The organism is Streptomyces paludis, assembly GCF_003344965.1.
GTDB lineage: Bacteria > Actinomycetota > Actinomycetes > Streptomycetales > Streptomycetaceae > Streptomyces > Streptomyces paludis.
The window spans coordinates 2883708-2908450 of the sequence record NZ_CP031194.1 but is presented as its reverse complement, the minus strand read 5'-3'; the positions used below and the strand labels follow the sequence as shown (position 1 = coordinate 2908450).

General features: G+C 70.5%; 19 protein-coding genes and 1 CRISPR repeat array. Of the genes, 16 read left to right on the top strand and 3 right to left on the bottom strand.

What is annotated here, in order from left to right; all coding sequences use genetic code 11:
* The first annotated feature begins 67 nt into the window (after positions 1 to 67).
* The 4 genes from DVK44_RS12720 to DVK44_RS36715 all read left to right on the top strand — a co-directional run bounded on the left by DVK44_RS12720 (position 68) and on the right by DVK44_RS36715 (position 7662).
* Positions 68 to 5035 (top strand): DNA repair ATPase, encoded by a 4968-nt coding sequence (locus tag DVK44_RS12720; RefSeq protein WP_114659774.1) that lies wholly within the window; start codon positions 68 to 70, stop codon positions 5033 to 5035.
* A gap of 105 nt (positions 5036 to 5140) precedes the next feature.
* Positions 5141 to 5650, top strand: coding sequence for a hypothetical protein (locus tag DVK44_RS12715; RefSeq protein WP_162793806.1), 510 nt, complete (start codon positions 5141 to 5143; stop codon positions 5648 to 5650).
* A gap of 180 nt (positions 5651 to 5830) precedes the next feature.
* Positions 5831 to 7381 (top strand): hypothetical protein, encoded by a 1551-nt coding sequence (locus DVK44_RS12710; RefSeq protein ID WP_114659772.1) that lies wholly within the window; start codon positions 5831 to 5833, stop codon positions 7379 to 7381.
* A gap of 104 nt (positions 7382 to 7485) precedes the next feature.
* Entirely contained in the window at positions 7486 to 7662 is a 177-nt protein-coding gene (locus DVK44_RS36715; protein WP_181957450.1) for a hypothetical protein, read from the top strand.
* Between the two features lie 1188 nt (positions 7663 to 8850).
* A CRISPR array of direct repeats spans positions 8851 to 9362; the repeat unit is 24 nt; unit sequence GGACCATCCCCGCACGCGCGGGGA.
* Positions 9363 to 9526: 164 nt separating this feature from the next.
* Here the strand turns inward: DVK44_RS36715 and DVK44_RS12700 are convergent.
* Positions 9527 to 9733 (bottom strand): DUF397 domain-containing protein, encoded by a 207-nt coding sequence (locus tag DVK44_RS12700; RefSeq protein WP_114659771.1) that lies wholly within the window; start codon positions 9731 to 9733, stop codon positions 9527 to 9529.
* The gene (locus DVK44_RS12695; protein WP_331461593.1) at positions 9723 to 10517 is read right to left on the bottom strand and encodes a helix-turn-helix domain-containing protein; all 795 of its coding nucleotides are present in this window, start codon (positions 10515 to 10517) and stop codon (positions 9723 to 9725) included. Before DVK44_RS12695 ends, DVK44_RS12700 begins: the two co-directional genes overlap by 11 nt.
* A 201-nt stretch (positions 10518 to 10718) precedes the next feature.
* Here DVK44_RS12695 and DVK44_RS12690 point away from each other — a divergent pair, with 201 nt between their 5' ends.
* The 5 genes from DVK44_RS12690 to DVK44_RS12660 all read left to right on the top strand — a co-directional run bounded on the left by DVK44_RS12690 (position 10719) and on the right by DVK44_RS12660 (position 15558).
* Positions 10719 to 11000: a hypothetical protein gene (locus DVK44_RS12690; protein WP_228447107.1), complete on the top strand. Its 282-nt coding sequence runs from the start codon at positions 10719 to 10721 to the stop codon at positions 10998 to 11000.
* On the top strand, positions 10997 to 11308 hold the full coding sequence (locus DVK44_RS36710) for a hypothetical protein (protein ID WP_181957449.1): 312 nt from the start codon (positions 10997 to 10999) through the stop codon (positions 11306 to 11308). The genes DVK44_RS12690 and DVK44_RS36710 overlap by 4 nt, the downstream gene beginning before the upstream one ends.
* Positions 11305 to 11649 carry a hypothetical protein gene (locus tag DVK44_RS12680; RefSeq protein ID WP_162793804.1) on the top strand — a complete coding sequence of 115 codons (345 nt, stop codon included), beginning with the start codon at positions 11305 to 11307 and terminating at the stop codon, positions 11647 to 11649. Before DVK44_RS36710 ends, DVK44_RS12680 begins: the two co-directional genes overlap by 4 nt.
* Positions 11650 to 13117: 1468 nt before the next feature.
* Complete coding sequence (locus DVK44_RS12665) at positions 13118 to 14941, top strand: M4 family metallopeptidase (protein WP_228447106.1); 1824 nt, start codon at positions 13118 to 13120, stop codon at positions 14939 to 14941.
* 140 nt (positions 14942 to 15081) lie between these two features.
* Complete coding sequence (locus DVK44_RS12660) at positions 15082 to 15558, top strand: carboxymuconolactone decarboxylase family protein (protein WP_114659767.1); 477 nt, start codon at positions 15082 to 15084, stop codon at positions 15556 to 15558.
* 206 nt (positions 15559 to 15764) lie between these two features.
* On the opposite strand, the gene DVK44_RS12655 is transcribed toward DVK44_RS12660, so the two are convergent.
* Positions 15765 to 16433, bottom strand: a complete 669-nt coding sequence (locus tag DVK44_RS12655) for a hypothetical protein (protein WP_114659766.1) — start codon at positions 16431 to 16433, stop codon at positions 15765 to 15767.
* A 116-nt stretch (positions 16434 to 16549) separates the two neighbouring features.
* Between DVK44_RS12655 and hemL the strand changes: the two genes are divergently transcribed.
* From hemL to ccsB, 7 genes are all read left to right on the top strand, one after another.
* Positions 16550 to 17881, top strand: coding sequence for a glutamate-1-semialdehyde 2,1-aminomutase (hemL, locus tag DVK44_RS12650; protein ID WP_114659765.1), 1332 nt, complete (start codon positions 16550 to 16552; stop codon positions 17879 to 17881).
* Positions 17882 to 17994: 113 nt separating this feature from the next.
* Positions 17995 to 18642, top strand: a complete 648-nt coding sequence (locus tag DVK44_RS12645; protein WP_228447610.1) for a histidine phosphatase family protein — start codon at positions 17995 to 17997, stop codon at positions 18640 to 18642.
* Between the two features lie 229 nt (positions 18643 to 18871).
* Positions 18872 to 20134 carry a polysaccharide deacetylase family protein gene (locus tag DVK44_RS12640; protein ID WP_114665088.1) on the top strand — a complete coding sequence of 421 codons (1263 nt, stop codon included), beginning with the start codon at positions 18872 to 18874 and terminating at the stop codon, positions 20132 to 20134.
* 98 nt (positions 20135 to 20232) lie between these two features.
* Positions 20233 to 20856: a TlpA family protein disulfide reductase gene (locus DVK44_RS12635; protein ID WP_114659763.1), complete on the top strand. Its 624-nt coding sequence runs from the start codon at positions 20233 to 20235 to the stop codon at positions 20854 to 20856.
* Positions 20857 to 20950: 94 nt separating this feature from the next.
* Complete coding sequence (locus tag DVK44_RS12630; RefSeq protein ID WP_114659762.1) at positions 20951 to 21688, top strand: cytochrome c biogenesis CcdA family protein; 738 nt, start codon at positions 20951 to 20953, stop codon at positions 21686 to 21688.
* Positions 21689 to 21692: 4 nt separating this feature from the next.
* Positions 21693 to 23558: a cytochrome c biogenesis protein ResB gene (gene resB, locus DVK44_RS12625; RefSeq protein WP_114659761.1), complete on the top strand. Its 1866-nt coding sequence runs from the start codon at positions 21693 to 21695 to the stop codon at positions 23556 to 23558.
* A complete protein-coding gene (gene ccsB / locus DVK44_RS12620) occupies positions 23555 to 24652 on the top strand; it encodes a c-type cytochrome biogenesis protein CcsB (protein ID WP_162793802.1) in 1098 nt (365 codons plus the stop codon). The genes resB and ccsB overlap by 4 nt, the downstream gene beginning before the upstream one ends.
* Positions 24653 to 24743 lie beyond the last annotated feature (91 nt).

Genomic DNA, 24743 nt, shown 5'->3' with positions numbered 1-24743 from the left:
TCCGGATCCCCCGCGTAACAAGACCCACGTATGACGAACTCGTACGGAACGGAAGGCGACGAGCCCGATGGAGACAGCAGTGGCCGAGACAGCAGTGGCCGCGACGGCCTCGGTGGACGCCGGTACGTACGAGGTCCTGCGCGACCGGCTCGGCGCGCGGGCCGCCGAGCTGGCGCGCCGCGCGGAGGCGCTGAACGCCCGCCGGATCGAGGCGTTCGGCTCGATGGAGCTGGCCCTCACGGGGACGGCGCGCATCCGCACGGAGCAGCCGCGCCTGCCCCGGGACGTCGTCGCGGTGGGCGGGGCGCTGCTCCTCGGCAGCAACGTTCCGCCGGGGCAGGCGCAGAGGGCGGGCTCCGGGGCGCCGGCCGTCGGTGATGTCCTCGCCCTCTACGACCGCGAGCTGAATCCGCTGCCGGCCGATGCCGTGCCCGGACTGCTCGACGACCCTGACTTCGTACGGGAGTTCGCGGAGCTGCACCGCTACTTCCGGGACGCCCGGCTGCTCCGGCTCCGGCACACCGAGGGCCGGCTGCTCGCCGTCTTCCGTACCGGCGAGAGCGCCACCGACGTACGGGTGCTGCGCTGGGCGATCGCCGTGGACGGGACGGCGCGGTTCCTGGACGCGCGCGGTGAGCGCGACGACGTCCTCCCGGCCGGGCAGGACGTGGAGTGGACGGCGACCACCCGCGAGGACCATGTCCTCGGCCGGTACCCGCACATCGCCATCGACGGGGGCACGGTCTTCGTCTCGACCGTCGGCGGCGCGCTGACCGTGAAGGCGGACAACGACACCGAGTCGTCGTCCTCGGGTGCCGGGCCGCTGTACACCGAGCCGGTCGACGAGCCGCTCCAGTCGCTGGCCGACGCCGAGGTCGAGTACGCGCGGGCCGGGGCGCTCGTCCTGCTGCGGGTGCGCCCGTACAAGGAGGAGACCCGGCGCCACCTGGTCTTCAACACCGTCACCCGGACCGTCGTACGCCTCGACGGCATCGGGCAGGCGTGCCGGCGGCTGCCCGAGGAGCAGGGCATCGTCTTCCCCGGCGGCTACTGCCTGGCCAGCGGCGCGCACCGGACGTTCGACACCGACACCACCGGGCTGGAGTTCGAGCGCGAGCTGCGCTCCCCGAACGGCGAGGACGTGCTGTACGCGTTCCACGCCCGCGCCGAGGGCCGGGGCCTGCTCCTGCCGTACAACCTGATCCGCAAGGAGGTCGCGGCGCCGCTGCCCTGCCAGGGCCACGCGCTCTTCGAGGACGGCACGCTGGTGGTCCTGCGGGCGCCGGACACCGACGAGCCGGCCCGGATCCACCCGCTCCAGATCTGGGGCTCGCCGTACGTCTCCGACACCCACGCCGCCGCCGCGTCCGCCGCGGCCGACGCCGGGCCGCTGGGCCGGATCGGCAACGCCGACCTCGTGCGCGGTATCTCCGACTGCCTGTCGCTGGCGCGCGCCGTCACCGGGACGGCCACCCCGACCACGCAGGGGTACGAGGCGCTCGTCGCCGCCTGCGTCCGCGCCACCGACACCTACCACTGGCTGGGCGACGCCGAGGCGGGCGATTTGCGCGGGCCGCTGTCGGAGGTACGGGCGACGGCCGACCAGGTGCTGGCCGAGTTCGCGACCGTACAGACCCTGACGCGGCGGGCCGCCGACGCGTTCGACGAGTCGGCGGCCACGATCGCCGCTCTGGTGCGCCGGACCCGGGGCGAGGCGCCGCGCTCGGCCGCCGGCTGGGTCGAGCGGCTGACCGAACTGCGGCGTGCGCAGGGGCACTTGCTCACGCTCAAGGAGCAGCGGTACGCGGACACCGGGCGCATCGACGCGCTGGCCGCCGAGGTCGAGGGGGACCTCACCTCGTTCGCGCGGCGGGCGGTCGAGTTCCTGCGCGGCGAGGACGCCTTCAGCGCGTACCACGCGGACACCGAGGCGCTGACGGCCGCCGCCGAGGCGCTCACCACGGCCGCCGGGGCCGCGCCGGTCGCGGCGCGGCTGGACGAGCTGGCGGAGGGGCTGCGTACCGTCACCGAGGTGGTGGCGGGGCTGGACATCGCTGACGCGACGGTCCGTACGTCCATCCTGGAGCGCATCGCGGAGGTCCTCGGCGGGGTCAACGCCGCCCGCGCCACTCTGGACGCGCGGCGCGGGGAGCTGGGCGACCGGGAGGGCCGGGCGGAGTTCGCGGCGGAGTCCGCCCTGCTGGGGCAGGCGGTCACGGGCGCGCTGGCCGCCGCCACCACGCCCGAGAGCTGCGACGACCAGCTCGCCGCGCTGCTGCTGCGGCTGGAGAACCTCGAATCCCGGTTCGCGGAGTCGGACGAGTTCCTCGCCGGGCTGGCGGAGCGGCGCACCGAGGTCTACGAGACGTTCTCGGCCCGCAAGCAGGGACTCCAGGACGCCCGCGCGCGGCGCGCCGAGCGGCTGGGGGACTCGGCGGCGCGGGTGCTGGAGACCATCGGCCGGCGGGCGGCGGCGCTCGGCTCGGCCGACGAGGTCAGCACGTACTTCGCCTCCGACCCGATGGTCGCCAAGGTCCGGCGTACGGTCGCGGAGCTGCGCGAACTGGGCGACCGCGTACGGGCGGAGGAGCTGGACGGCCGGATCAAGGCGGCCCGCCAGGAGGCGGCGCGCGCCCTGCGCGACCGCACGGACCTGTACGCGGACGGCGGCGCGCTGATCCGGCTGGGGCGGCACAGCTTCGCCGTGAACACGCAGCCGCTGGACCTCACCCTCGTACCCCATGGCGGGGGCGCGGGCGGGCTGAGCTTCGCGCTCACCGGCACCGACTACCGGGCGCCCGTCACCGACCCGGAGTTCGCGGCGACGCGGCCGTACTGGGGGCAGGAGCTGCCGTCGGAGTCGGCCGAGGTGTACCGGGGCGAGTACCTGGCCGCGCGGCTGCTGGCGAGCGGGGCGGCCGACGGCCCGGTCACCGAGGCCGAACTCGCCTCCCTTGTAAGAAAGTTGGCCGAGGAGGCATACGACGAGGGGTACGAGCGCGGCGTCCACGACCGCGACGCCACCCTGATCCTCGGCGCCCTGCTGCGGCTGCGCGCCGAGGCCGGAGCCCTGCGCCACGAACCGGCCGCGCGCGCCGCCGCGCAGCTGTTCTGGGCGCACGGTACGACACCGGAGGCGCGCGCGGCGTGGACGCGGCGGGCGGTGTCGATGGCGCGCGCGAGGGAGACGTTCGGCCTGGCGCCCGCGATCGAGGCGCTCCAGGGGGAACTGGCGCAGGCGATGGGGGAGTTGACGGTAGGCGGGCCGGCCTCTGTCTACCTCTTCGAGGAGTTGACCTCCGGTCCCGAGGGCTTCGCCACCAGCGCGGACGCGCGCACCCTGCTGGACAAGTTCCGTCACGCGGTGGGCACTTCGGGCTCCGGCAGTTCCGCGTACGACGAAGACCTGGCCGGACTCGGCGGCGACCTCGCCGCGCGCCGCCAGCTCGTGGAGAACTGGCTCGGCGCGTACGCGACGGCGGGCGGCCAGGACGGCATCACCCCCGGCGACCTGGCGGAGGCGGTCGCGGTCGAGCTGTGCCCGGACCTGCCCCGCTACGAGGTGTCGGCCTCACTCAGCGAAACGGTCGACGGCCTGCTCGGTGCCCATCCGCGGATCGAACGACGACGGCTGACCGTACGACTGGATGAACTCCTGGCCCGTACGGCCGACTTCCGCACCCGCGTCGCCCCCGCCTTCCGCGCGTACCAGCGGCTGCGCGGCACTCTCGTCGCGGCCGAGCGGGCGCGGCTGCGGCTGGACGACTACCGGCCGCGCGTCATGTCGTCCTTCGTGCGCAACCGCCTCATCGACGAGGTCTATCTGCCGCTCATCGGCGACAACCTCGCCAAGCAGCTCGGTACGGCCGGCGAGTCCAGGCGCACCGACAGCAACGGCCTGCTGCTCCTCGTCTCCCCGCCGGGCTACGGCAAGACAACGCTCATGGAGTACGTGGCCGACCGGCTGGGCCTGGTCCTCGTCAAGATCAACGGCCCGGCCCTGGGCCACGCCGTCACCTCCCTCGACCCGGACCGGGCACCGAACGCGACCGCCCGCCAGGAGGTCGAGAAGATCAACTTTGCGCTGGAGGCGGGCAACAACACCCTGCTCTACCTGGACGACATCCAGCACACCTCGCCCGAGCTGCTCCAGCAGTTCATCCCGCTCTGCGACGCGCAGCGCCGTATCGAGGGCGTACGGAACGGCGAGTCGCGGACGTACGACCTGCGCGGCAAGCGCTTCGCGGTCTGCATGGCGGGCAACCCGTACACCGAGTCCGGCCACCGCTTCCGTATCCCGGACATGCTCGCCAACCGGGCCGACGTGTGGAATCTGGGCGATGTGCTGACCGGGAAGGAGGACGTCTTCGCGCTGAGCTTCGTGGAGAACGCCCTCACCTCCCACCCGGTCCTCGCCCCGCTCGCGGCGCGTGACCGGGCTGACCTGGAGATTCTCGTACGCCTGGCTGCTGGGGACCCGACGGCCGCCGCCGACCGGCTGACGCATCCGTACGCACCGGCCGAACTCGACCGCGTTGTGGCCGTCCTGCGGCATCTGCTGACGGCGCGCCGGACGGTGCTGGCGGTCAACGAGGCGTATATCGCCTCGGCGGCCCAGTCCGACGCGACGCGCACGGAGCCGCCGTTCCTGCTCCAGGGCTCGTACCGCAACATGAACAAGATCGTGGCCCGGATCGACGCCGTCATGAACGACGACGAGCTGGCCGCCGTCATCGACGACCACTACACGGGCGAGGCCCAGACGCTGACCTCGGGCGCCGAGTCCAACCTCCTCAAACTCGCCGCACTGCGCGGCACGTTGACCCCGGAGCGGGCGGCGCGCTGGACGGAGATCAAGCGGTCCCACGTACGCAACACGACCCTCGGCGGCCCGGAGGACGACCCGCTGACGCGGGCGATCGCGGCGCTGGGGCTGCTGGCGGACCGGATGGGCGGGGTGGAGGCGGCGATCACACGGGTGGCGGGGGAGGTGACGGCGGAGGGCTCGGGGTCGGGTCGTCACGCGGCGAGCTGAAGTACCTATGTGGGTAGCGGAGTTGGATGTGGAACCACCTCCGCCACTTGCGCATCTCCTTGAGTGATCGTCTTCCGCGTAAGCCCTTTGGAGCGTTGAACAGTGATGCTGCGTCCCAGATCCTTGTACGCCACGGCCGCGCTAGTGGTCTCCGTCCTCGCCCTGACCTCCTGCTCGTCCGACAAGGACGAGCACGAGGGCTGGCTGTCGGTCGCGGAGGCCAAGGCGGAGTACGTGGCGCACAGCAAGACGCTCACACTCCCGCCGGAGAGCAAGTGGCCGACCGAAACGCTCGCCATGGTCGGTTCCGAGGAGCCGGATCCGGAGAAGGACGGCAAGGACTACAGCGTCCGGATCGAACCTGGGGGTGGCCGGGCCAATGCGGACGAGTACTGGCTCTGCACCTGGCAGCGGCAGCTCCTCAAGGAGGGTCTCCCGAAGAGCGAGCAGAGCGCGGCGGTGAAGGAAATCGCCAAGTTCAAGGAGGCCGCCGTGTACAAGAACGACTCTGATCGCAGGGACCGCTTCGACGGCCCGTTCAAGAAGGCCGAGGCGGGCGATTACGACAGCATGATCATCGAATTCCCGGAGCAGTGCGCGGACAGGCTGAAGTAGCCGAAGTGGAGGGCGTATGGCTCGCGCGTACGCGGCCGGGCAAGGCCCTTTGGGTGCGTCCGTAACCTTTGGCAACCGTGGCAACCTTTGGCCACGGCTCGACAGCCCCCTCGTACCTCTGTGAACATCCGGCATCCGGCGTGCTGTTGAGCCGCCGTGAAGCTGGGGGGCTTTTCTCACGTGAATGTACGCACCCGCGCGAGCCGTACGACAAGGCTCGCGCTCGCATCCGCATCCGCGCTCGCATCGGCGCTCGCACTGGCGCTGCCACTGCCGCTGCTGTTCGTGGGTACGGCGGGACAGGCCGTCGCCGCCACGCCCGCGCACCGGGACGGCTGCCACCGCTGGCACTCGTGCCCGTCGGACACCGGTTCCTATGTCTGCGGTGACCTGGGGTATTTCAGCGAGTGCGGGTACAGCTCGCTGCCGGGCACGGAGACCCCGGCGAAACCCGGACCGGCTGCCGACCCCGACCCCGAGCCCGAACCGGAACCCGAGCCGGACACCGAGCCGCCGTCGCGCCCCAAGGTGAAGACGCCGAAGGCGGGGGCGGGCGGGGCGGTCGAGGTCATGGTGACGGCCGAGGCGGGTGCGCGTATTGAGGTACGGGACGCGTCCGACGACGACAAGGTCGTGGCCCGGGCGACCGCCACCGGAGCGCCCCAGCGGATCGCGTTCACGGCGCAGAGCGGCAAGCACACCTACGCGGTCGTGGCGGTGGACGCGGCGGGCAACGAGAGCGAGGCCAGCGACGAGTTCGCCCTCACCGTCGACGCCGACAAACCGGAACTGGACACACCCACCGCCTCCCCCGCCGACCCGGCCACCGGCCGGACGGACATCGGCTTCACCACCGAGCCGAAGGCGGGCTACACGGTGACGGTGGAGGGCCGCGAGGCCGACGGACTCACCGGCACGGCCGGCGCGGACGGCGAGGTGACGGGCCACCTGTACCTGCCGAACGGTACGTACCGGATCACCGTCCTCGTACGGGACAAGGCCGGCAACGAGTCGCGGGCCGGGACGACGGCGAAGGTGGACCTGGAGGCGTTCACACCGCGCGTCAAGGTGGCGGAGGCGCCGACCGAGACCCGTACGGCCTTCGCGCTGGTGGGCCCGCCGAAGAGCCGGGGCACACTGACGGTGGGCGCGGCGGACCACCCCGTCACCCTGGACGCCACCGGCCGCGCCAGGATCACCACCGACCTGAAGGACGGCGACCACCGCGCCGCGCTCTCCCTCCAGGACCCCTACGGCCGCAAGGGCACCGCCCGTACGGCGGCCTTCACGATCGACACGGCGGCGCCGCCGCTGACGGTCGCGTACGACGAGGACCGCGCGACGGAGGGCAAGGCGCTGCTCACGGTACGGAGCGAACCGGGCGCGCGGATCACGGTGGAGAGCGCAACATCCGCAACACCCACAACCTCCGTAACGCCCGTAACCCTGGTGGGCACCCGCCACACCTTCACCCTGGACCTCCCGCCGGGCGACCACCAGCTCAAGATCACCGCCACGGACCCCGCAGGCAACACCACCCAGGAAGACCTCACCCTCCACCTGGCCTCCACCACGACAACCACCGACGCGCTCATCGCCCTGGCGTTCCTGCTGGGGTTCGCGGCCTTGGTGGCGGCGGCCTGCGTCTGGCTGTGGCGCCGCCGGAGGCCGCTGGTCGTATGGCGGGCGAAGCGGCGGGAGGCGGCGAGGCTGGCGGCAGCGGGCCGATGAGGGCGCCGGGCGTAAAATAGGCACATAAGCGGAGCAATGCCGGGCTGCGCCTCGCAGACCCCTGTTGGCGGACCTCTGCGGCAGACCTCTGTGAGGGGGTTGTGATGACGAACAGCGACTTCTACTCCCACGACCGACCACCCCATCCCACCCTCCCGGAAGACCGCCCCCGAGGCGGCGGCCCGAGAGCGCCTCTGGCACACAGCAAGACGTGGACGGCGATGGTCATCGTGCTCACGGTGCTGGTGCTGGTGGTCGTGGGGATCGCGCTGTTCCCGTGACGGGTCAGTACCAAGGGGTAACCGGGGTGGGCCGGTGGCGGGGAGCTAGGCGCCGGGTGCCTGCTGGGCCGCCCCTCCTTTTGCCAGTGTCGCGCCTCCAGGGGAGGTGTAAAGGGCGCTCCTTCGTCGCGTCGGCTGCGCCGACTGCGCTGCGCTCCGCCCTTGACACCTCCCCTTCCGGCGCGTGTACGGGAGAGGGGGGCGGCCGGGGGGAGGGGGCCCAAGGGGTGGTGCCGTACTGCCACTCGGTTCAGGGGCTGGCGGGCCGGTGGGCCCTGCGGGGCACGCGGCAGAGGAGTGGGGTGACTCGGCACCGGCTCAGCGGCCAGCGGTCCGCTGTTGGTTGCGACCCAAGCCCCGCTGGTCATCGGGTGTGGGTTGTGGGTTGGCTGGGACGCGGGTGACACCAAGTGGGCCGCTGAAGGCCGTCTATGCGTCGTGGAGTGCCGCTTATGCACCTGAGGACACATGTGCCGCCCGAGGAGACCCCCAACGGGCCGCTAAACTATCCCATATGGGACAAATGGGCGGGGTGTCAGGCCCGGGGACCCGACCGGACAGCAGAACCCATCCGCCTTCCGGGCACCACAACGCTACGGTGACCAGCGGGGCTTGAGTCTCAGCACACAGCGGACGGTCGGCCGCTGAGCCGGTGTCGGGCCGCCCCATTCCTCTGCTGCGCAGCCCCGCAGGGCCCACCGGGCTGTCAGCCCCTGAGCCGAGTGGCAGGACAGCGGACCTCCTGGGCCCCCCTTCCCCCCGGCCGCCCCTCCCGCACCTGCACTTGCGGCTCCGGGGGAGGTGTCAAGGGCGGAGCGCAGCGGAGTCGGCGCAGCCGACGCGACGTAGGAGCGCCCTTTACTCCTCCGCCGGAGACGCGACACTCACAGCTGGAGGGGCGGCCCCACGTCCAACAACCCCTGCCACCGGCCCACCCCCGACAGAGTCCCGCTCTGACCCGCACCCGACAACACCACGGAGGCGACGCTCCCCCCTGGGCGTGCGGACGGGCTACGAGTCAAGGATCTCCGTGTTCTGGCAGGCGACAAGCCGCCAGTCATTGTTCTCCTTGGCCATCACATAAAGCGGACTTCCAGGATTTCCGAGCGGCTCCCCGTAGGGCGTCCAGTACTGCGCGTGCACGACGTTCGGCCGAATGAACGACACGATCGCCGCGAGCTGACCACGGGGCTATCCCCGCACGCGCGGGGAGCACCCGGCTGCGCCGCCGTTCAGGTCCTGAAGCTGGGGACCATCCCCGCACGCGCGGGGAGCACTGGGAGGTCGGGCAGACCGCGCCGGCCGACGCGGGACCATCCCCGCATGCGCGGGGAGCACGGGCAGCGGCCACCGGCGCGGGTCGGCTGAGTCGGACCATCCCCGCATGCGCGGGGAGCACTTCTTCAGCCACTCTGACCACAACCAGTCATCCGGACCATCCCCGCATGCGCGGGGAGCACCCGTCCTACAACGAGGAGTGGTCGAAGGACTACGGACCATCCCCGCACGCGCGGGGAGCACGATGTGCGAATCCCAATAACCCATGCAAGGGTGGGACCATCCCCGCACGCGCGGGGAATACGAGGTGCGCTCGTGCAGGCGCTGCGGGCGGCGGGGACCATCCCCGCACGCGCGGGGAGCCCTACCTGTGGGGCATGCGAGTTGTACGCAAGGGCGGACCATCCCCGCACGCGCGGGGAGCCCCCTTCGTGACCTGCGGGTTTATCCTCGGGTGGGGCGGATTTTTGTCACTAGCGGCAACTTGGGCATTACGGTGAAGCCTCCCTTTGTGGGGCCTGTCGTGCACGCGCCGACCTGTGAAACGAGCAGCAAGGCATCTCGCGACCTCTGCACTCAGAGTGGCCTACAACGCCTGGGCCTTGAGGTGTCGGACGAAGGCTGACCATGCCGGCGCGGGGAAACACAGGGCGGGGTGGGTGGGGGCCTTGCTGTCCCGTACAGGGACGACGTCGGGGAAGCCGTCCGCCACTTCGACGCAGTCGCCACTCTGCCCGTTGCTGTAGCTGCTCTTGCGCCACGCCACTGCGTTCAGGCCGTGGTCAACGCTCATGCTCGAATTCCTCCGCCGCCAACTCGATCAGGGCCAAGGACCGCTCAGGCGAAAGGGCGGAGGCCCGAATGAGATCGTAGTCCAGGCTGCATTGGGCTACTAGCGCCGGATCGTCCAGCAGATTTCCCGTCTGCGAACCCTCTTCGTACGCCACCGGCGGCGCATCGTCGAACTCCATCAGCTTCAGCAGACCGCCCACGGACGGCGCTCCCGCCTCGTAGGGAAGTACCTGCACCATGACGCGGCGCTTGCGCATCAACTCCACGATGTAGAGCAACTGTTCACGCATAACCGCGTGCCCGCCGACCTCCCGCCGCAGCACGCTTTCGTCCAGGACCACCCACAACAAGGGGGTTGTTGGATGGTTCAGCAGGGCCCCGCGTTCCAGTCGTGCCGCCACCAGTTCCTCGATCTTCTCCTCAGGTGTGAGCGGCTGGGCAGCCAAGAACACGGCCCGGGCGTAGGCCCGCGTCTGGAGCAGCCCCGGTACGAACACCGGCGCGTACTGCCGGATCGCGCCGGCCAGGCTTTCCAGATAAGCCGCTTCGGCGAAGTAGTTGGCGTAAGGGGAACTGTTGATCAGCGCCTTGCACATGCGGGCGAGGATGCCGCCCGTATGCAGCTCGGCGTCCATACGTTTGGCCAGGTCCAGCTGTGGTCTGCGGAAGCCCGACTCGAACTGTCCGATGTACGAACCGGAACAGAACACCCGTGCGCCCAGTTGGTGCTGGGTCAGCCCGGCGGCTTCGCGATGGCGTTGAGTTCTGAGCCGAAGAATTCCCATCCGACCTTGAGTCGGCCGAGCGCTCCGGGCCTCTCACCTTTGGCCATGACCTAACTCCTCCTCGTTACAAAGCCCTTGTGGTCGGTCACCCCCTTTCGAGGCTAACGATGACAAGGCCAAGCTGAATACTAAATGTCAACACTCGGCTACGTACGGCGAAGTGCGCGGGTCGAGGGCTGAGGAATGGGAGACGGCGCGGCAATGGCCAGCACAAAGGAAATTGAAGGCGCAACGGAGCAGGCAGGCCCGGCAGATTCGGCAGCCCCGGTGGACCCGGCGGACGAACTGGACCCCTGGGACGCGGCGGAAGAGGCGGTGGAGGAGCTGAAGGCGGCGCTGGCGGATGTCGGCCTGGTTCTGCCGTCGTTGGGCATCAACGCGAGCGCGCTGATGCCGTGGCTGGTGCTGGTGGAACTGGGCGGCGCGCGGCCGGATGTCGTCCGGGGGATCGCTGCGGCGGTCAAGAGGGGAGCGGGCGCGTGAGCCGCGCGCCAGGCGCGGATGCGGGTGCGGGCGGCGGCGCGGGCCCGCACCCGCACCCGGAACCGACGGTTCCGGCCGCCCCTCCGGCGGCGGCGCCGGACCTCGTACCGGGGAGCCTCGCGAAGGACACCGCGCGGGATCGGGTGGGCGTGGTGGTCGTACGTACGGATGCGTGCGTACGGCTTCGCCCGCTGAAGGGCGGCGCCTTCTGGGAGGCGGCGCCGACGGAGGTGACGCGGTTGTCGGAGCGCGAGGCGATGAGCGCGCGGCTGGTGATCGCCAACGCGGGCCGACGGTGGGGCAAGTGACCACCGGGAGGGGGCCCGTGACGGGGGTCGCCCCAGGCATCGCCCTCCGCCTGAACGCGAACCGGCCCGAGCCGGCCCGTACGGACGACGGCAACGAGTGGTCCTACGGCCGTTGCTGGCTCTGGTGCGGCCAGGTGCACACGCCCGTGCTCTGGCTGGGAACGGCGCAGACGGCCGGGGGAGTCGCGGCGCCGTTCACGGTCTGCGGCCCGTGCGTACAGGCACTGCACGACGCGATCTGGGACCACGCGATGACCATGGACCGGCGGGCCGTGGCACGGGCGGCCGCCGCCGGGGGCGGCGGGCCTCAGCCCTGGGGCGCGCCGGCCCCCGCGCCCTAGGCTGTACGGTCGCGGGCGACCCCTCGCCGCCCGCTGCGGCCGGTACGGCTGCGCGAACGCGCCCGTAGCCGGCCGCAACGGCAGCCGCCCCCGCACACGCGGGGAACATGCCACCCCAAGAGTGACCATCTCGCCCCACTCCGGACCATCCCCGCAGGCGCGGGGAACCCTCCGAGACCACTGCGGTCCTGCTGGCCTGGCTGGGACCACCCCCGCCCGCGCGGGGAGCACGAGAACTGACGCAGGACCAGCGCCCACAGAACCGGACCACCCCCGCACGCGCGGGGAGCAGACGGCGCAGCTCCACGGCGCCGGCTTCACGTCCGGACCATCCCCGCACGCGCGGGGAGCACAAGCGCCACGTCCCGCTCGTGATCGCGACCTGAGGACCACCCCGCACGCGCGGGGAGCACCAGTCCTGGGGGTCCTTGTCCCCCTTCGACCTGGGACCACCCCCGCACGCGCGGGGAGCACTCGCCGTCCACGTCGGACAACCAGGTCGCGGAGGGACCACCCCCGCACGCGCGGGGAGCACACGGCCGCCACCGGAACAACGGCCGCCGACGACGGACCACCCCCGCACGCGCGGGGAGCACACCGGCTTGGCGGGAGCGGCGGGCGGCGGGGGCGGACCACCCCCGCACGCGCGGGGAGCACACCTGCTACGCGATCCTGGTGGGGCTAACAGGAGGACCACCCCCGCACGCGCGGGGAGCACCGCTGAAGGCGGGCCAGGATCGCGGCCGGGCTGGGACCACCCCCGCACGCGCGGGGAGCACCCCTTGATGTTGCCGCCCGGCGGCCGGACGAAGGGACCACCCCCGCACGCGCGGGGAGCACATGGCGCTCCCGATCGACAGTGCCTTGTCGAGAGGACCACCCCCGCACGCGCGGGGAGCACCCTTCGTGAGCTGGGGCTTTATTTGGCGCTGGGGCCGAAATTCTTCACAAGCAGTGACTCCGGCAATCGGCTCAAATCCCCTCGCTCTCCAGCTCCAAACAACCGCCCCCAGTCTCGCAGACCCGCCCCGCCCAAGGTGGGCGTCCGGCCAACTCGCCGTCTGCTGCCGAGCGCGTGCCTCGCGCGTCCGTTGGTGCGCTGGGCGCCCCGGCCGTTGCCTGCCGCCCCCACCCCCGGTGAAGAAAGCGGCCAAAGGGGTTCGTGGGAGCCGATGTTGCCTTCGCGTAAAGGCGCATGTGATCGATGGGCCTTGCCTAGGGCCCCTCGCGCAGCCGCAGTGGGGTTTCGGACAGTGCGGATGTGGGCTGATGACAAGCGGGTGATCCGCTGTGACCATTTGCGGCGTCGCGGTGGGCGTCACGGCATCACCCGCCACTCACGACCCACGACCCGCCAGCCCAATCGCGCCCCGCCCTCGCCTCGCCCCGCCCTCGCCGCCCCCCCTCAGCCGCATTCCCCACCGGTCGTTGGGCATCGCGCGACTGGATCAGAAGGAGCACCAGGAGCTTGAACATCTCTCGCGCCAGCCGGTCCCGTCGCCGTACGACCACGACTACGACCACAGCCACGGTCACAACCGCCGCCGCGCTCGTCGCCCTCGTCGTCTCCGCCCTCCCCGCCGCCGCCGTCACCCCGTCGACAGCGACAGCGACAACGGCGACAGCGCACGACGCCACCCGCCGCGCCCCGCGCAGCGCAGTCGACGTCGAGCCCAGGCCCGGTGCCCGCGCCGTCGAGTTGTCGCCTGGGCAGCGGGTGCGGTTGCTCAAGGCCGCCGCTGACTCCGCTGCGGATACGGCGCGTTCGTTGCGGCTCGGGAGTGCGGAGAGGCTGCTGCCGAAGGACGTCGTCGAGGATGTCGACGGGACCGTTCACACGCGGTACGCGCGGACCCTCGGGGGGTTGCCCGTGCTTGGGGGTGACCTCGTCGTGCACGAGAAGGCGTCAGAGGGAGCCGGGGACGGTACGGGAGCTGGGGACCGTACGGTCGTGGCCGTCACCACCGCCGACGGGACGACACCGGCCCCCGCCCTCGCACTCCCCGCCATCGCGCTCCCCAACCCCACCCCCGCCGGTAGCGCCCCCTCCACCCCCACCCAAACCGCCCTCGCCCTCGCCAAAAACGCCGGCACCACCAAAGCCGTCGCCCAAGGCGCGCCCCGGCAAGTGGTTTGGGTCAAGGACGGGGTGGCCGCGCTCGCGTGGGAGGTGGTGGTGACCGGGGTACGGGACGGCGGTGGGCCCAGCGAGTTGCACGTGGTGACCGACGCGGTGAGCGGGCGGCGGCTCCAGGAGTTCGACGAGGTCCAAGCGGGCATCGGACACGGGCAGTTCAGCGGTGAGGTCGAGATCGGCAGCGTGCGCGACGGCAGCAGCGGACTGTACGAGCTGACCGACCCCCACCGCGGCGGCCACCGTACGTACAACCTCAACGGCGCGACCACCGTCACCGTCACCGTCACCGGTACCGGCACGCTCCTGACCAGCCCCGACGACGTCTGGGGCGACTCGACCGCCGGCCACCCGCAGACCGCCGCCGTGGACGCCGCGTACGGCGCGCAGCAGACGTGGGACTTCTACCGCGACGAGCTGGGGCGTCACGGCATAGCCAACGACGGCGTTGGCGCGTCCTCCCGGGTCCATTACGGCAACCGTGTCGTCAACGCCTTCTGGAACAGGGCCTGTTTCTGCATGCTGTACGGAGACGGCGTCGACAATGCCCATCCGCTCACCCAACTCGAAGTCGCCGCGCACGAGATGACACACGGCGTCACCCAGTCCACGGCCGATCTCTACTACTACAACGGCGAGTCCGGCGGTCTCAACGAGGCCACCAGCGACATCATGGCCACCGCCGTGGAGTTCTTCACCGACAACCCGAACGACGTCCCCGACTACCTCATCGGCGAAGGCATCGACCTCTTCGGCGACGGCTCCCCGCTCCGGTACATGGACCGGCCCTCCCGGGACGGTGTCTCCCAGGACTACTGGACCTCACGCACCGAGGGGCTCGGCCCGCACTACTCGTCCGGCGTCGCGAACCACTTCTTCTACCTCCTCGCCGAGGGCAGCGGGCAGAAGACCGTCAACGGCATCGCGTACGACAGCCCCACCTACGACAACCTGCCCGTTCCCGGCCTCGGGCTGCGTCACGCCTTCACCATCTGGTACCGCGCGCTGACCCTCTACATGACGTCCACCACCGACTACGCCGGCGCCCGCGCGGCCACCCTCCAGGCCGCCGCCGATCTGTACGGCCGGACCGGCGAGGCGTACGGGACGGTCGCTGGCGCCTGGGCCGCTGTCAACGTCGGCAGCCGCCTGCGCTGACCACATCGCGCGCACTCGCACGCACACTCGCACTCGTACTCACGCGCGCACTCACACGCGTTTCCGCTCCCGTGTCACAGACGCGCGGGCTGTCTCGTCCCAGAGGTGTAGCCACTGACGATCACACCAGGGAGCACACCATGGACGCGCGACTCGAATACGCCACCGACCCGACCGCCGGCAAGACCCTCAAGCACGTCATGGGGCTGGGCAAGACGCTCAAGGGCTCACCCCTGCCGGACGCCACCCAGGAGCTGGTGGCGCTGCGCGTGAGCCAGATCAACGGCTGTGCCGTCTGCCTCGACATGCACACCAAGGAGGCCGCCGCGGCCGGTGAGACCGCGGTTCGGCTCAACCTCGTCGCGGCGTGGCGGGAGGCCACGGTCTTCACGGCGGCCGAGCGCGCCGCGCTGGAGCTGGCGGAGGAGGGAACCCGGGTCGGGGACGCGGCGGGCGGGGTCTCCGACGAGGTGTGGAACCGTGCCGCCGAGCATTACGAGAAGGAGCAGCTCACCGCCCTGGTGATCCTGATTTCCTTCATGAACATGGTCAACCGGCTGAACATCATCACCCAGCAGCCCGCCGGCGACTACAAGGCCGGGCAATTCCCCCACTGAACCAAGTTGGTTGAACCACATCGGCTGAGCCGCGAACAGCGACCCCGGCCCCAGACCCCCACCCCCGCCCGGAGCCCGGCACAGAAACCCGGCTCCGGGCACCGGCGTTGGCCCGATCCCCGGCCCGCAGCCTCAGTCGGCACCGGCACCGGCACCGGCACCGGCACCGGCACCCACACCAGAACCGACACCGGCAAAGCCCCCGCTCACGGCCACACCAGACAGTACGGCTGATGCCCCGCCTCATGCAGCCGGTGGCTGAAGTCCTGCCATTCGTGCAGCAGTTGGTAGACGTTGTACGCGTCCCTCGGGCCGCCCCGGTCCGGGACCGTCGACCAGATGAAGGCCGCCGCGCCCACCGACTCCTCGCCGATGTCGCGCAGCGGGTCCACGACCGTCATGGGGAGCTTGACCACCGCGTAATCCGGGTGGAGCACGACGAGTTCCAGCGGCGGGACCTTGTTCAGGGGCATGCCCTGAATGCCTGTCAGGACCATCGCGGCTATTGTCTCCGGCTTGATCTTGGAGAACATCCCGCCCATGCCCAACTCGTCGCCGCCCAGCTCCTCCGGGCGCATCGAGATGGGCACACGGGCCGCTGTCGCCCCGTTGGGCGCGCCGAAGTAGCGGTAGGTCACACCCATGCGGCCACCACTCCTGATCTCGGGCAACTCCGCCAGGGGACCGTCGGCGTCGAGGGACTCGTCCGCCGGGCCGCCGCCGAGGCCAGAGCCGCCGCCAGAACCGCCGCCGGCGCCGTCCGTCCCGCGTTCCCGGCGCTCCCGCTCCTGGCGCTCTCGTCGCCGGTGCTTGCCCCGGGCAGGCTCCGGACCCAGGTCGTCGGTCCCCTCGCCCACTCCGCCACCGCGATGCATATCTCCACCCGACCACTCGCAGCCCCGGCCGCGCAACCCGATCATCGTGACAGTGACCTCCCCCACGGACGTCCGGTGAAACACCAGTCCGCGGATACGTCCGAGCCTCTGACACCATGGATTGCGTGAGCTTCCCCAATGACGCCCCAGTTTCGCAGACACTCTTTGACCGTGCGGCCCTCGTGACGCCCGGCGGCGTGAACTCTCCCGTCCGTGCCTTCAAGGCGGTGGGGGGTACGCCCCGGTTCATGGTGTCCGGTAACGGTCCATACCTCATCGATGCGGACGGTCGCGAATATGTAGACCTCGTATGTTCCTGGGGGCCGATGATTCTCGGGCATTCCCGCCCGGAAGTGACCGAGGCCGTCCAGGCCGCCGTCGCCCGCGGTACGTCCTTCGGCACGCCGGGTGAGGGCGAGGTCGCGCTCGCCGAGGAGATGGTGGCGCGGATCGCACCCCTGGAGCAGGTGCGTCTCGTGTCGTCCGGTACGGAGGCGACGATGTCCGCGATCCGGCTGGCGCGCGGCTTCACCGGGCGGGCCAAGATCGTGAAGTTCGCCGGGTGCTACCACGGGCACGTCGACGCGCTGCTCGCCGCCGCCGGGTCCGGGGTCGCCACGCTCGGGCTGCCCGACACGCCGGGCGTGACCGGCGCGCAGGCCGGGGACACCATCGTCCTGCCGTACAACGATCTCGAAGCGGTACGCCGCGCCTTCGCCGCGCACCCGGGCGAGATCGCGTGTGTGATCACCGAGGCGTCGCCGGGCAATATGGGCGTCGTGCCCCCGCGTGACGGTTTCAACGCCGGGCTCAAGGAGATCTGCGCCGCCGACGGCGCGCTGTACATCTCCGACGAGGTAATGACCGGATTCCGTACGTCGAAGGCCGGCTGGTACGGGATCGACGGCGTCGCGCCCGACCTGATGACCTTCGGCAAGGTGATGGGCGGCGGCTTCCCGGCCGCCGCGTTCGGCGGGCGCGCCGATGTCATGGGCCGGCTCGCCCCGGTGGGGCCCGTCTACCAGGCCGGCACGCTCTCCGGGAACCCGGTCGCGACCGCCGCCGGCCTCGCGCAGCTGCGGCTGCTGGACGACGCGGCGTACGAGACGCTCGGCGCGGTGTCGCGCGAGATCCAGGGGCTGGTGACGGAGGCGCTCACCAAGGAGGGCGTCGCGCACCGGGTGCAGACGGCGAGCAGCATGTTCTCCGTCTTCTTCACGGCCGACGAGGTGCGTGACTACGACGACGCCAAGAAGCAGGAGTCGTTCCGCTTCACCCCCTTCTTCCACTCGATGCTCGCCGACGGCGTCTATCTGCCGCCGTCCTCCTTCGAGTCCTGGTTCGTCTCCACCGCGCACGACGAGCGCGCGGTCGAGCGGATCGCCGCCGCCCTGCCCGCCGCCGCCCGCGCCGCCGCGCGGGCCACCGAACCGGAGAACGCCGCATGAGCGACCCGACCCCCAGCAACGAGACGAGCGAGCCGAACAAGCCGAGCGAGTCGAAGAATCCGAGCAAGCCGAACGGTACGAGCGGTACGAGCGATATCACCGTCGTCCACCTCATGCGCCACGGCGAGGTGCACAACCCCGAGGGCGTGCTCTACGGCCGTCGCCCCGACTACCACCTCTCCGAGCTGGGCGTTCAGATGGCCGAGCGGGTCGCCGAGCACCTCGCGGGCCGCGACATCACCCATGTCGTCGCCTCCCCGCTGGAGCGCGCCCAGGAGACGGCCGCGCCGCTCGCCAAGATCCACGGGCTGACGCTCGACACCGACGGCCGGCTGATCGAGGCGGCGAACGTCTTCGAGGGCAAGACCTTCGGCGTCGGTGACGGCGCGCTGCGCCGCCCCGCCAACTGGAAGTACCTGACCAACCCGTTCCGCCCGTCCTGGGGCGAGCCCTATATCGACCAGGTCGTACGGATGATGGGCGCGCTGACCGCCGCGCGCGACGCCGCCCGGGGCCATGAGGCGGTCTGTGTCAGCCACCAGCTGCCGATCTGGATCGTGCGCAGCTTCGTCGAGCGGCGCCGGCTGGCGCACGACCCGCGGCGCCGGCAGTGCACGCTCGCGTCCCTGACCAGCTTCACCTATCAGGGTGACAAGATCGTCTCGGTCGGTTACTCGGAGCCGGCCCGTGATCTCGTACCGGCCCATCTGCTGCCGGGCGCGCGGCCGGTGAAGGGCGGGGCCAAGGCGTTCGGGGCGTAGCGACCGAGCGGTGAAGTGGCCGAGCGGTGAAGCCGCCGAGTGGCCGCGTGGTGACGTGACCGAGTGGTGAAGTGGCGTAGTTGTGGAGTTGTGACGGCTTTTGTCACATCTCTTGTTACGTAAGTGAAAATCTGAAAAAAGGCGGAACCTCCGCGTTCGTTCCCCCATCCCATGTATTGCCGCTTGTAAGACTTGTATGAGCGGTAACGGGCTTGGGATGGGGATCTGTATGCGTGACATCAGCCGGCGGAGTCTGCTCGGCGCGGGGCTCGGGGCGGCGGCAGCGGTCGGGATCGCCGGCTGCTCCTCCGAGGAGAGCAAGTTGGCGGGGGCGACGGGCAAGGGCAGCGGCGACGCGAGCGGGAGCCCGTCCGGCAGCCCGTCCGCCAAGCCCAGCCCCACCGCCAAGGACGCCCGGCTCATCGGTGACGGTTCCACCGCCGACACCGGGAAGCAGCCCCACCAGCCGGCCGCGCCCGTCCGGCTGGAGCCCGGCCAGACCCCGCCGCAGTTTGTGGTCTTCTCCTGGGACGGCGCGGGCGAGGTCGGCAACGGCCTCTTCCCGCGCTTCCTGAAGCTGGCCAAGGAGCACGACGCGGCCATGACCTTCTTCCTCTCCGGGATCTATCTGCTCCCCGAGTCGAAGAAGACCCTCTACCGCCCGCCCGGCAACCCCGTCGGCGCCTCCGACATCGGCTATCTCACCGACGACCACGTCAAGGACACCCTCAAGAACGTCCGGCAGGCATGGCTGGACGGCCATGAGATCGGCACGCACTTCAACGGCCACTTCTGCGGCGGCTCGGGCTCGGTCGGGAACTGGACTCCGGCCCAGTGGCGCAGCGAGATCGACCAGGCCGTCTCCTTCGTCACCGAGTGGCGTACGAACACGGGCTGGACGGATCTCGACCCGCTGCCCTTCGATTACCGCAAGGAATTGATCGGGGCCCGTACGCCCTGTCTCCTCGGCCAGGAGAATCTGCTCCCGACGGCGAAGAAACTGGGCTGGCGGTACGACGCCAGTTCCCCCGGCGGCACTCAGATCTGGCCGGCGAAAATGGGCGGCATCTGGAACTTCCCGCTCCAGGCGATGCCTTTCCCCGGCCACAGCTTCGAAGTCCTCTCCATGGACTACAACATTCTCGCCAACCAGTCGGGGAATTCCACCAAGGGAATGACCTCGCGCTACGCGGAATGGCGCGAACAGGCCGCCGGGTCCTATCTCGCCGGTTTCGACCGGGCGTACGGGTCGAACCGCGCGCCGTTCTTCATAGGCAACCACTTCGAGCAGTGGAACGGCGGCATCTACATGGACGCCGTCGAGGAGGTCATCGAGAAGATCGCGGGCAAGAAGGACGTACGGCTGGTGTCGTTCCGCCAGTTCACCGACTGGATGGACGCCCAGGACCCGGCCGTCATCGCCAAGCTCCGGACGCTGAACCCCGGGCAGAAGCCCGAGGGCGGCTGGATCGGCTTCTTCAAGGACGCCTGACGCCCCCGGCAGGGCGCCTGACGAGGGTGTTCGTGCCGTTCCGGCCGGGATCAGGGGGGTGCGCAAGATCCACGAAACGCCCATGCGAAACTTTTCACATGAACTCAGGTCGTGCCTCCCGACCCCGCTCCGGCCGCCATCGTTCCCGCGTGATCACACCGATCGCGATCGCCGTCGCCGCGCTGACCCTCTCGGCGTGCGGCTCCGGCGGCAAGTCCGGGGGCGGTGGTGACACCAACTTCGTGACGAACTCCGGCGGTATCACCACCGTCGCACGGACCGAGCGTACGTCCGTCAACGAGATCGCCGGCGAGACCCTCGAAGGCAAGACGCTGGACGTCGCCGACCTCAAGGGCAAGGTCGTCGTCCTGAACGTCTGGGGCTCGTGGTGCCCGCCCTGCCGCGCCGAGGCCCCGCACTTCGCCAAGGTCGCCAAGGACACCGAGGCCCAGGGCGTCTCCTTCGTCGGCATCAACACACGCGACCCCAACAAGGGCCCGGCGCTCGCCTTCGAGAAGGACTACGGCGTCGAGTACCCCAGCCTGTACGACCCGACGGGCAAGCTCATCCTGAGCGGATTCCCGAAGGGCACCCTGAACCCGCAGGCCATCCCCTCCACGATCGTGCTCGACCGGGACGGGAAGATCGCGGCCCGCTCGCTGATGGCGCTCAACGAGGACAAGCTGCGCAAGATGATCGCCCCGCTGATCGCGGAGAAGTGATGAGCCGGCACGACGGGCCCGAGCGCCCGGGCCGTCCCGTACCGCGTTCCGTACCGGAGCGTCCCGTACCGGAGCGCCCGGGGCGGCGTCCCGTATGAACGAGACGGTCTACAGCGGGGCCCTGATGCTCGCGCTCCCGATCGCGGTGCTCGGCGGGCTCGTCTCGTTCTTCTCGCCGTGCGTGCTGCCGCTCGTACCGGGCTATCTCTCCTACGTCACCGGGGTCAGCGGCACCGACCTGGCGGATGCCCGGCGCGGCCGGATGCTCGCCGGTGCCTCGCTCTTCGTGCTCGGCTTCACGGCCGTCTTCGTGTCGGGCGGCGCGCTCTTCGGGTTCTTCGGCGCCACGCTCCAGGAGTACCAGTCGGCGATAAGCCGGGTACTCGGCGTGGTGATGATCCTCATGGGGATCTTCTTCATGGGGCTGATGCCCTGGCTCACCCAGCGCGAGTTCCGCTTCCACCAGCGCCCGGTGGCCGGCCTCGCGGGCGCCCCGCTGCTCGGGGTGATGTTCGGGGTCGGCTGGACGCCCTGCCTCGGCCCCACGCTCACCTCCGTCAACACCCTGGCGCTCAACGAGGCCAGCGCGGGCCGCGGGGCGATACTGATGGCCGCGTACTGCCTCGGCCTCGGGCTGCCGTTCGTGCTCGCCGCGCTCGCCTTCCGCAAGGCGCTGGGGGCGTTCGGCTGGATAAAGCGCCACTACGTATGGGTCATGCGCGTCGGCGGCGGAATGATGATCGTGACCGGTCTGCTGCTGCTCACAGGGGCGTGGGACACCATCGTGCAGCAGATGCAGACCTGGTCGAACGGCTTCACGGTAGGGATCTAGTTCCATGAGCAAGGCTTCGACGAGCGACACAGCGCCCGACGGCACGGACGCCGCCGACGGTACGAACGCAGCGGACGGTACGAGCGCCGCGCAGGACGCCCGGGACTTCAGTGACGCGGGCGCCCGCCTCTCCACCGCGCCACGCGAGGAGGGTACGGGCGCCGACGGCGCCGCGGACCGCGCCGGCGCCGGCGACAGCGATGTCATCGGTGGCCCCACCCTCGGGATCATCGGCTGGATCCGCTGGTTCTGGCGGCAGCTGACCTCGATGCGCGTCGCGCTGATCCTGCTCTTCCTGCTCTCCCTCGGCTCCATCCCCGGCTCGCTGATCCCGCAGACCAGCATCGACGAGCTGAAGGTCCAGGCGTTCCGGGACCGGCACGAGACCCTCGCCCCGCTCTACGACAAGCTCCAGCTCTTCAACGTCTACAGCTCGGTGTGGTTCTCCGCGATCTACATCCTGCTGTTCATCTCGCTCATCGGCTGTATCGTCCCGCGCACCTGGCAGTTCGTCGGTCAGCTCCGCGGCCGTCCGCCGGGCGCCCCCCGGCGCCTCACCCGGCTGCCCGCGTACACCACCTGGCGTACGACGGCGGAGCCGGAGGCGGCCAGGGAGGCCGCGCTCGCGATCCTCCGGAAGCGCCGCTACCGCGCCCACACCGTCGGGGACGCCGTCGCCGCCGAGAAGGGCTATCTCCGCGAGGCGGGGAACCTCTCCTTCCACATCGCGCTCATCGTGCTGCTGATCGCCTTCGCCTCCGGACAGCTCTTCAAGTCCGAGGGCGGCAAACTGATCGTCGAGGGCGACGGCTTCGCCAACACGCTCACGCAGTACGACGACTTCAAGTCGGGCTCCCTGTTCAGCACGGAGGACCTCGCGCCGTTCAGCTTCAACCTGGAGAAGTTCACCGCGACGTACGAACGCAGCGGCCCGCAGCTCGGCACCCCCCGGACCTTCGAGGCCCACGTCAACTACGCGGACGGCCCGGACGCCGAGGACCGCAAGGCGGTCATCAAGGTCAACAAGCCCCTGGTGGTGGACGGCTCGAAGGTCTATCTGATCGCCCACGGCTACGCGCCCGTCGTCACCGTCCGGGACGGCAAGGGCAAGGTGGTCTTCTCCGGCGCGGTCCCGCTGCTGCCCATCGACAACAACATCTCGTCCACGGGCGCCATCAAGGTGATGGACGGCTACCGCGACAAGAACGGCAAGAAGGACCAGCTGGGCTTCGCCGCGTTCTTCGTGCCGACCTACGGCGGCAAGGGCTCCGGGCAGATGTTCTCCCGCTTCCCCGCGCTCGACTTCCCGGTGCTCAACATCGGCGCGTACCACGGTGACCTGGGCGTCGACGCTGGACTGCCGCAGAACGTCTACCAGCTCAACACCCGCAAGCTGACCGCCTTCAAGGACGCCAAGGGCAATGTCCTGAAGAAGACCCTGCTGCCGGGCGACAAGCTCACCCTGCCCGACGGCGCCGGCTCGATCACCTTCGAGAAGGGCGTCAAGGAGTGGGCGAGCTTCCAGATCACCCACCAGCCCGGCGACGCGTGGGCGCTCACCGGGGCCATCGCCGCCATCGTGGGGCTCGCGGGCTCGCTCTTCATCCAGCGGCGCCGGATCTGGGTCCGTACGGTACGGGGCGCCGACGGCGTCACCGTGGTCGAGATGGCGGGACTGGGCCGCAGCGAGTCCGCCAAGCTCCCCGAGGAACTGGGCGAGCTGGCCTACGCCCTCCACGCGAAGGCGCCCACCGCGCCCGAGCCCGCCGAACCGGCTGAACCTGCCGAGTCCGCCAAATCGGCCGAGTCCGCCGAATCCGCAGCATCCGCAGAGTCCCGAGAAGAGAATGCCGGAGGGGCCGAGAAGTGAATCTCGCCGCCGCAGCAACCAATGAGAGCCTGGCAAGCACCAGCAATGTGCTGATCTACTCGTCGATGGCCGTCTACCTGCTGGCCTTCTTCGCGCATATCGCCGAGTGGCTGTTCGGCAGCCGCTCCAAGGTCGCCAGAACGGCCGCGGCCATCACCGGCGGCGCCAAGACGGCCCCGGGCGCCCGCAAACCCGCGCGCGCGGACGCCGCGGCGGTGAAGGGCGGTACGGCCGTCCTGGACCGGCCGAAGATCATCACCCGCGCCGCGCCCGGCACCCGCGACATCCCGGACGGCCCCGGCGCGGCCGGCGGCGACGAACAGGGCGATCTCTACGGCCGTATCGCGATCTCCCTCACCGTCCTCGCCTGGGCCGTCGAGGCCGCGGGCGTGGTCACCCGCGCGCTGTCCGTGCAACGGGCGCCGTGGGGCAACATGTACGAGTTCAACATCACCTTCTCGACGGTCGCCGTGACCGTCTACCTCACGTTCCTGGTGATGAAGAAGAACGTCCGCTGGCTCGGGCTGCCGCTCATCACGACGGTCCTGCTCGACCTGGGCCTCGCCGTCACCGTCCTGTACACGGCCAGCGACCAGCTCGTGCCCGCGCTCCACTCGTACTGGCTGTGGATCCACGTCTCCACCGCGATCTTCTGCGGCGCCGTCTTCTACGTCGGCGCCGCCGCCACGGTGCTCTACCTCTTCCGCGAGCGGTACGAGACGAAGCTCGCCGCCGGGGAGAAGCCTGGCGCGTTCGCCACGTCCGTCATGGAGCGGCTCCCGGCGTCCGCGACGCTCGACAAGTTCGGGTACCGCGTCAACGCCGCCGTCTTCCCGCTCTGGACGTTCACGATCATCGCGGGCGCGATCTGGGCGGGCGACGCCTGGGGCCGCTACTGGGGCTGGGACCCCAAGGAGGTCTGGTCCTTCATCACCTGGGTCGCGTACGCCGCGTATCTGCACGCCCGCGCCACGGCCGGGTGGAAGGGCCGCAAGGCCGCCTATCTGGCCCTGATCGCCTTCGGCTGCTGGCTGTTCAACTACTACGGCGTCAACATCTTCGTCAGCGGAAAACACTCGTACGCGGGAGTTTGACGCCTGGAGCGCGCATAAGCAGAGCGCGCATAACAGGCGTGGAGCACACGCAACAGAAGAGGCGCCCCCGGTTCCTTCTCCGGGGGCGCCT

Excerpts from the sequence above, each read along its gene's own strand:
- DVK44_RS12720 (WP_114659774.1), top strand. The coding sequence starts at position 68 with ATGGAGACAGCAGTGGCCGAGACAGCAGTGGCCGCGACGGCCTCGGTG.
- DVK44_RS12715 (WP_162793806.1), top strand. The coding sequence starts at position 5,141 with ATGCTGCGTCCCAGATCCTTGTACGCCACGGCCGCGCTAGTGGTCTCC.
- DVK44_RS36715 (WP_181957450.1), top strand. The coding sequence starts at position 7,486 with ATGACGAACAGCGACTTCTACTCCCACGACCGACCACCCCATCCCACC.
- DVK44_RS12700 (WP_114659771.1), bottom strand. The coding sequence starts at position 9,733 with ATGAGCGTTGACCACGGCCTGAACGCAGTGGCGTGGCGCAAGAGCAGC.
- DVK44_RS12695 (WP_331461593.1), bottom strand. The coding sequence starts at position 10,517 with ATGGGAATTCTTCGGCTCAGAACTCAACGCCATCGCGAAGCCGCCGGG.
- DVK44_RS12690 (WP_228447107.1), top strand. The coding sequence starts at position 10,719 with ATGGCCAGCACAAAGGAAATTGAAGGCGCAACGGAGCAGGCAGGCCCG.
- DVK44_RS12660 (WP_114659767.1), top strand. The coding sequence starts at position 15,082 with ATGGACGCGCGACTCGAATACGCCACCGACCCGACCGCCGGCAAGACC.
- DVK44_RS12655 (WP_114659766.1), bottom strand. The coding sequence starts at position 16,433 with ATGCATCGCGGTGGCGGAGTGGGCGAGGGGACCGACGACCTGGGTCCG.
- hemL (WP_114659765.1), top strand. The coding sequence starts at position 16,550 with ATGGATTGCGTGAGCTTCCCCAATGACGCCCCAGTTTCGCAGACACTC.
- DVK44_RS12645 (WP_228447610.1), top strand. The coding sequence starts at position 17,995 with ATGCGCCACGGCGAGGTGCACAACCCCGAGGGCGTGCTCTACGGCCGT.
- DVK44_RS12640 (WP_114665088.1), top strand. The coding sequence starts at position 18,872 with ATGCGTGACATCAGCCGGCGGAGTCTGCTCGGCGCGGGGCTCGGGGCG.
- DVK44_RS12635 (WP_114659763.1), top strand. The coding sequence starts at position 20,233 with ATGAACTCAGGTCGTGCCTCCCGACCCCGCTCCGGCCGCCATCGTTCC.
- DVK44_RS12630 (WP_114659762.1), top strand. The coding sequence starts at position 20,951 with ATGAACGAGACGGTCTACAGCGGGGCCCTGATGCTCGCGCTCCCGATC.
- resB (WP_114659761.1), top strand. The coding sequence starts at position 21,693 with ATGAGCAAGGCTTCGACGAGCGACACAGCGCCCGACGGCACGGACGCC.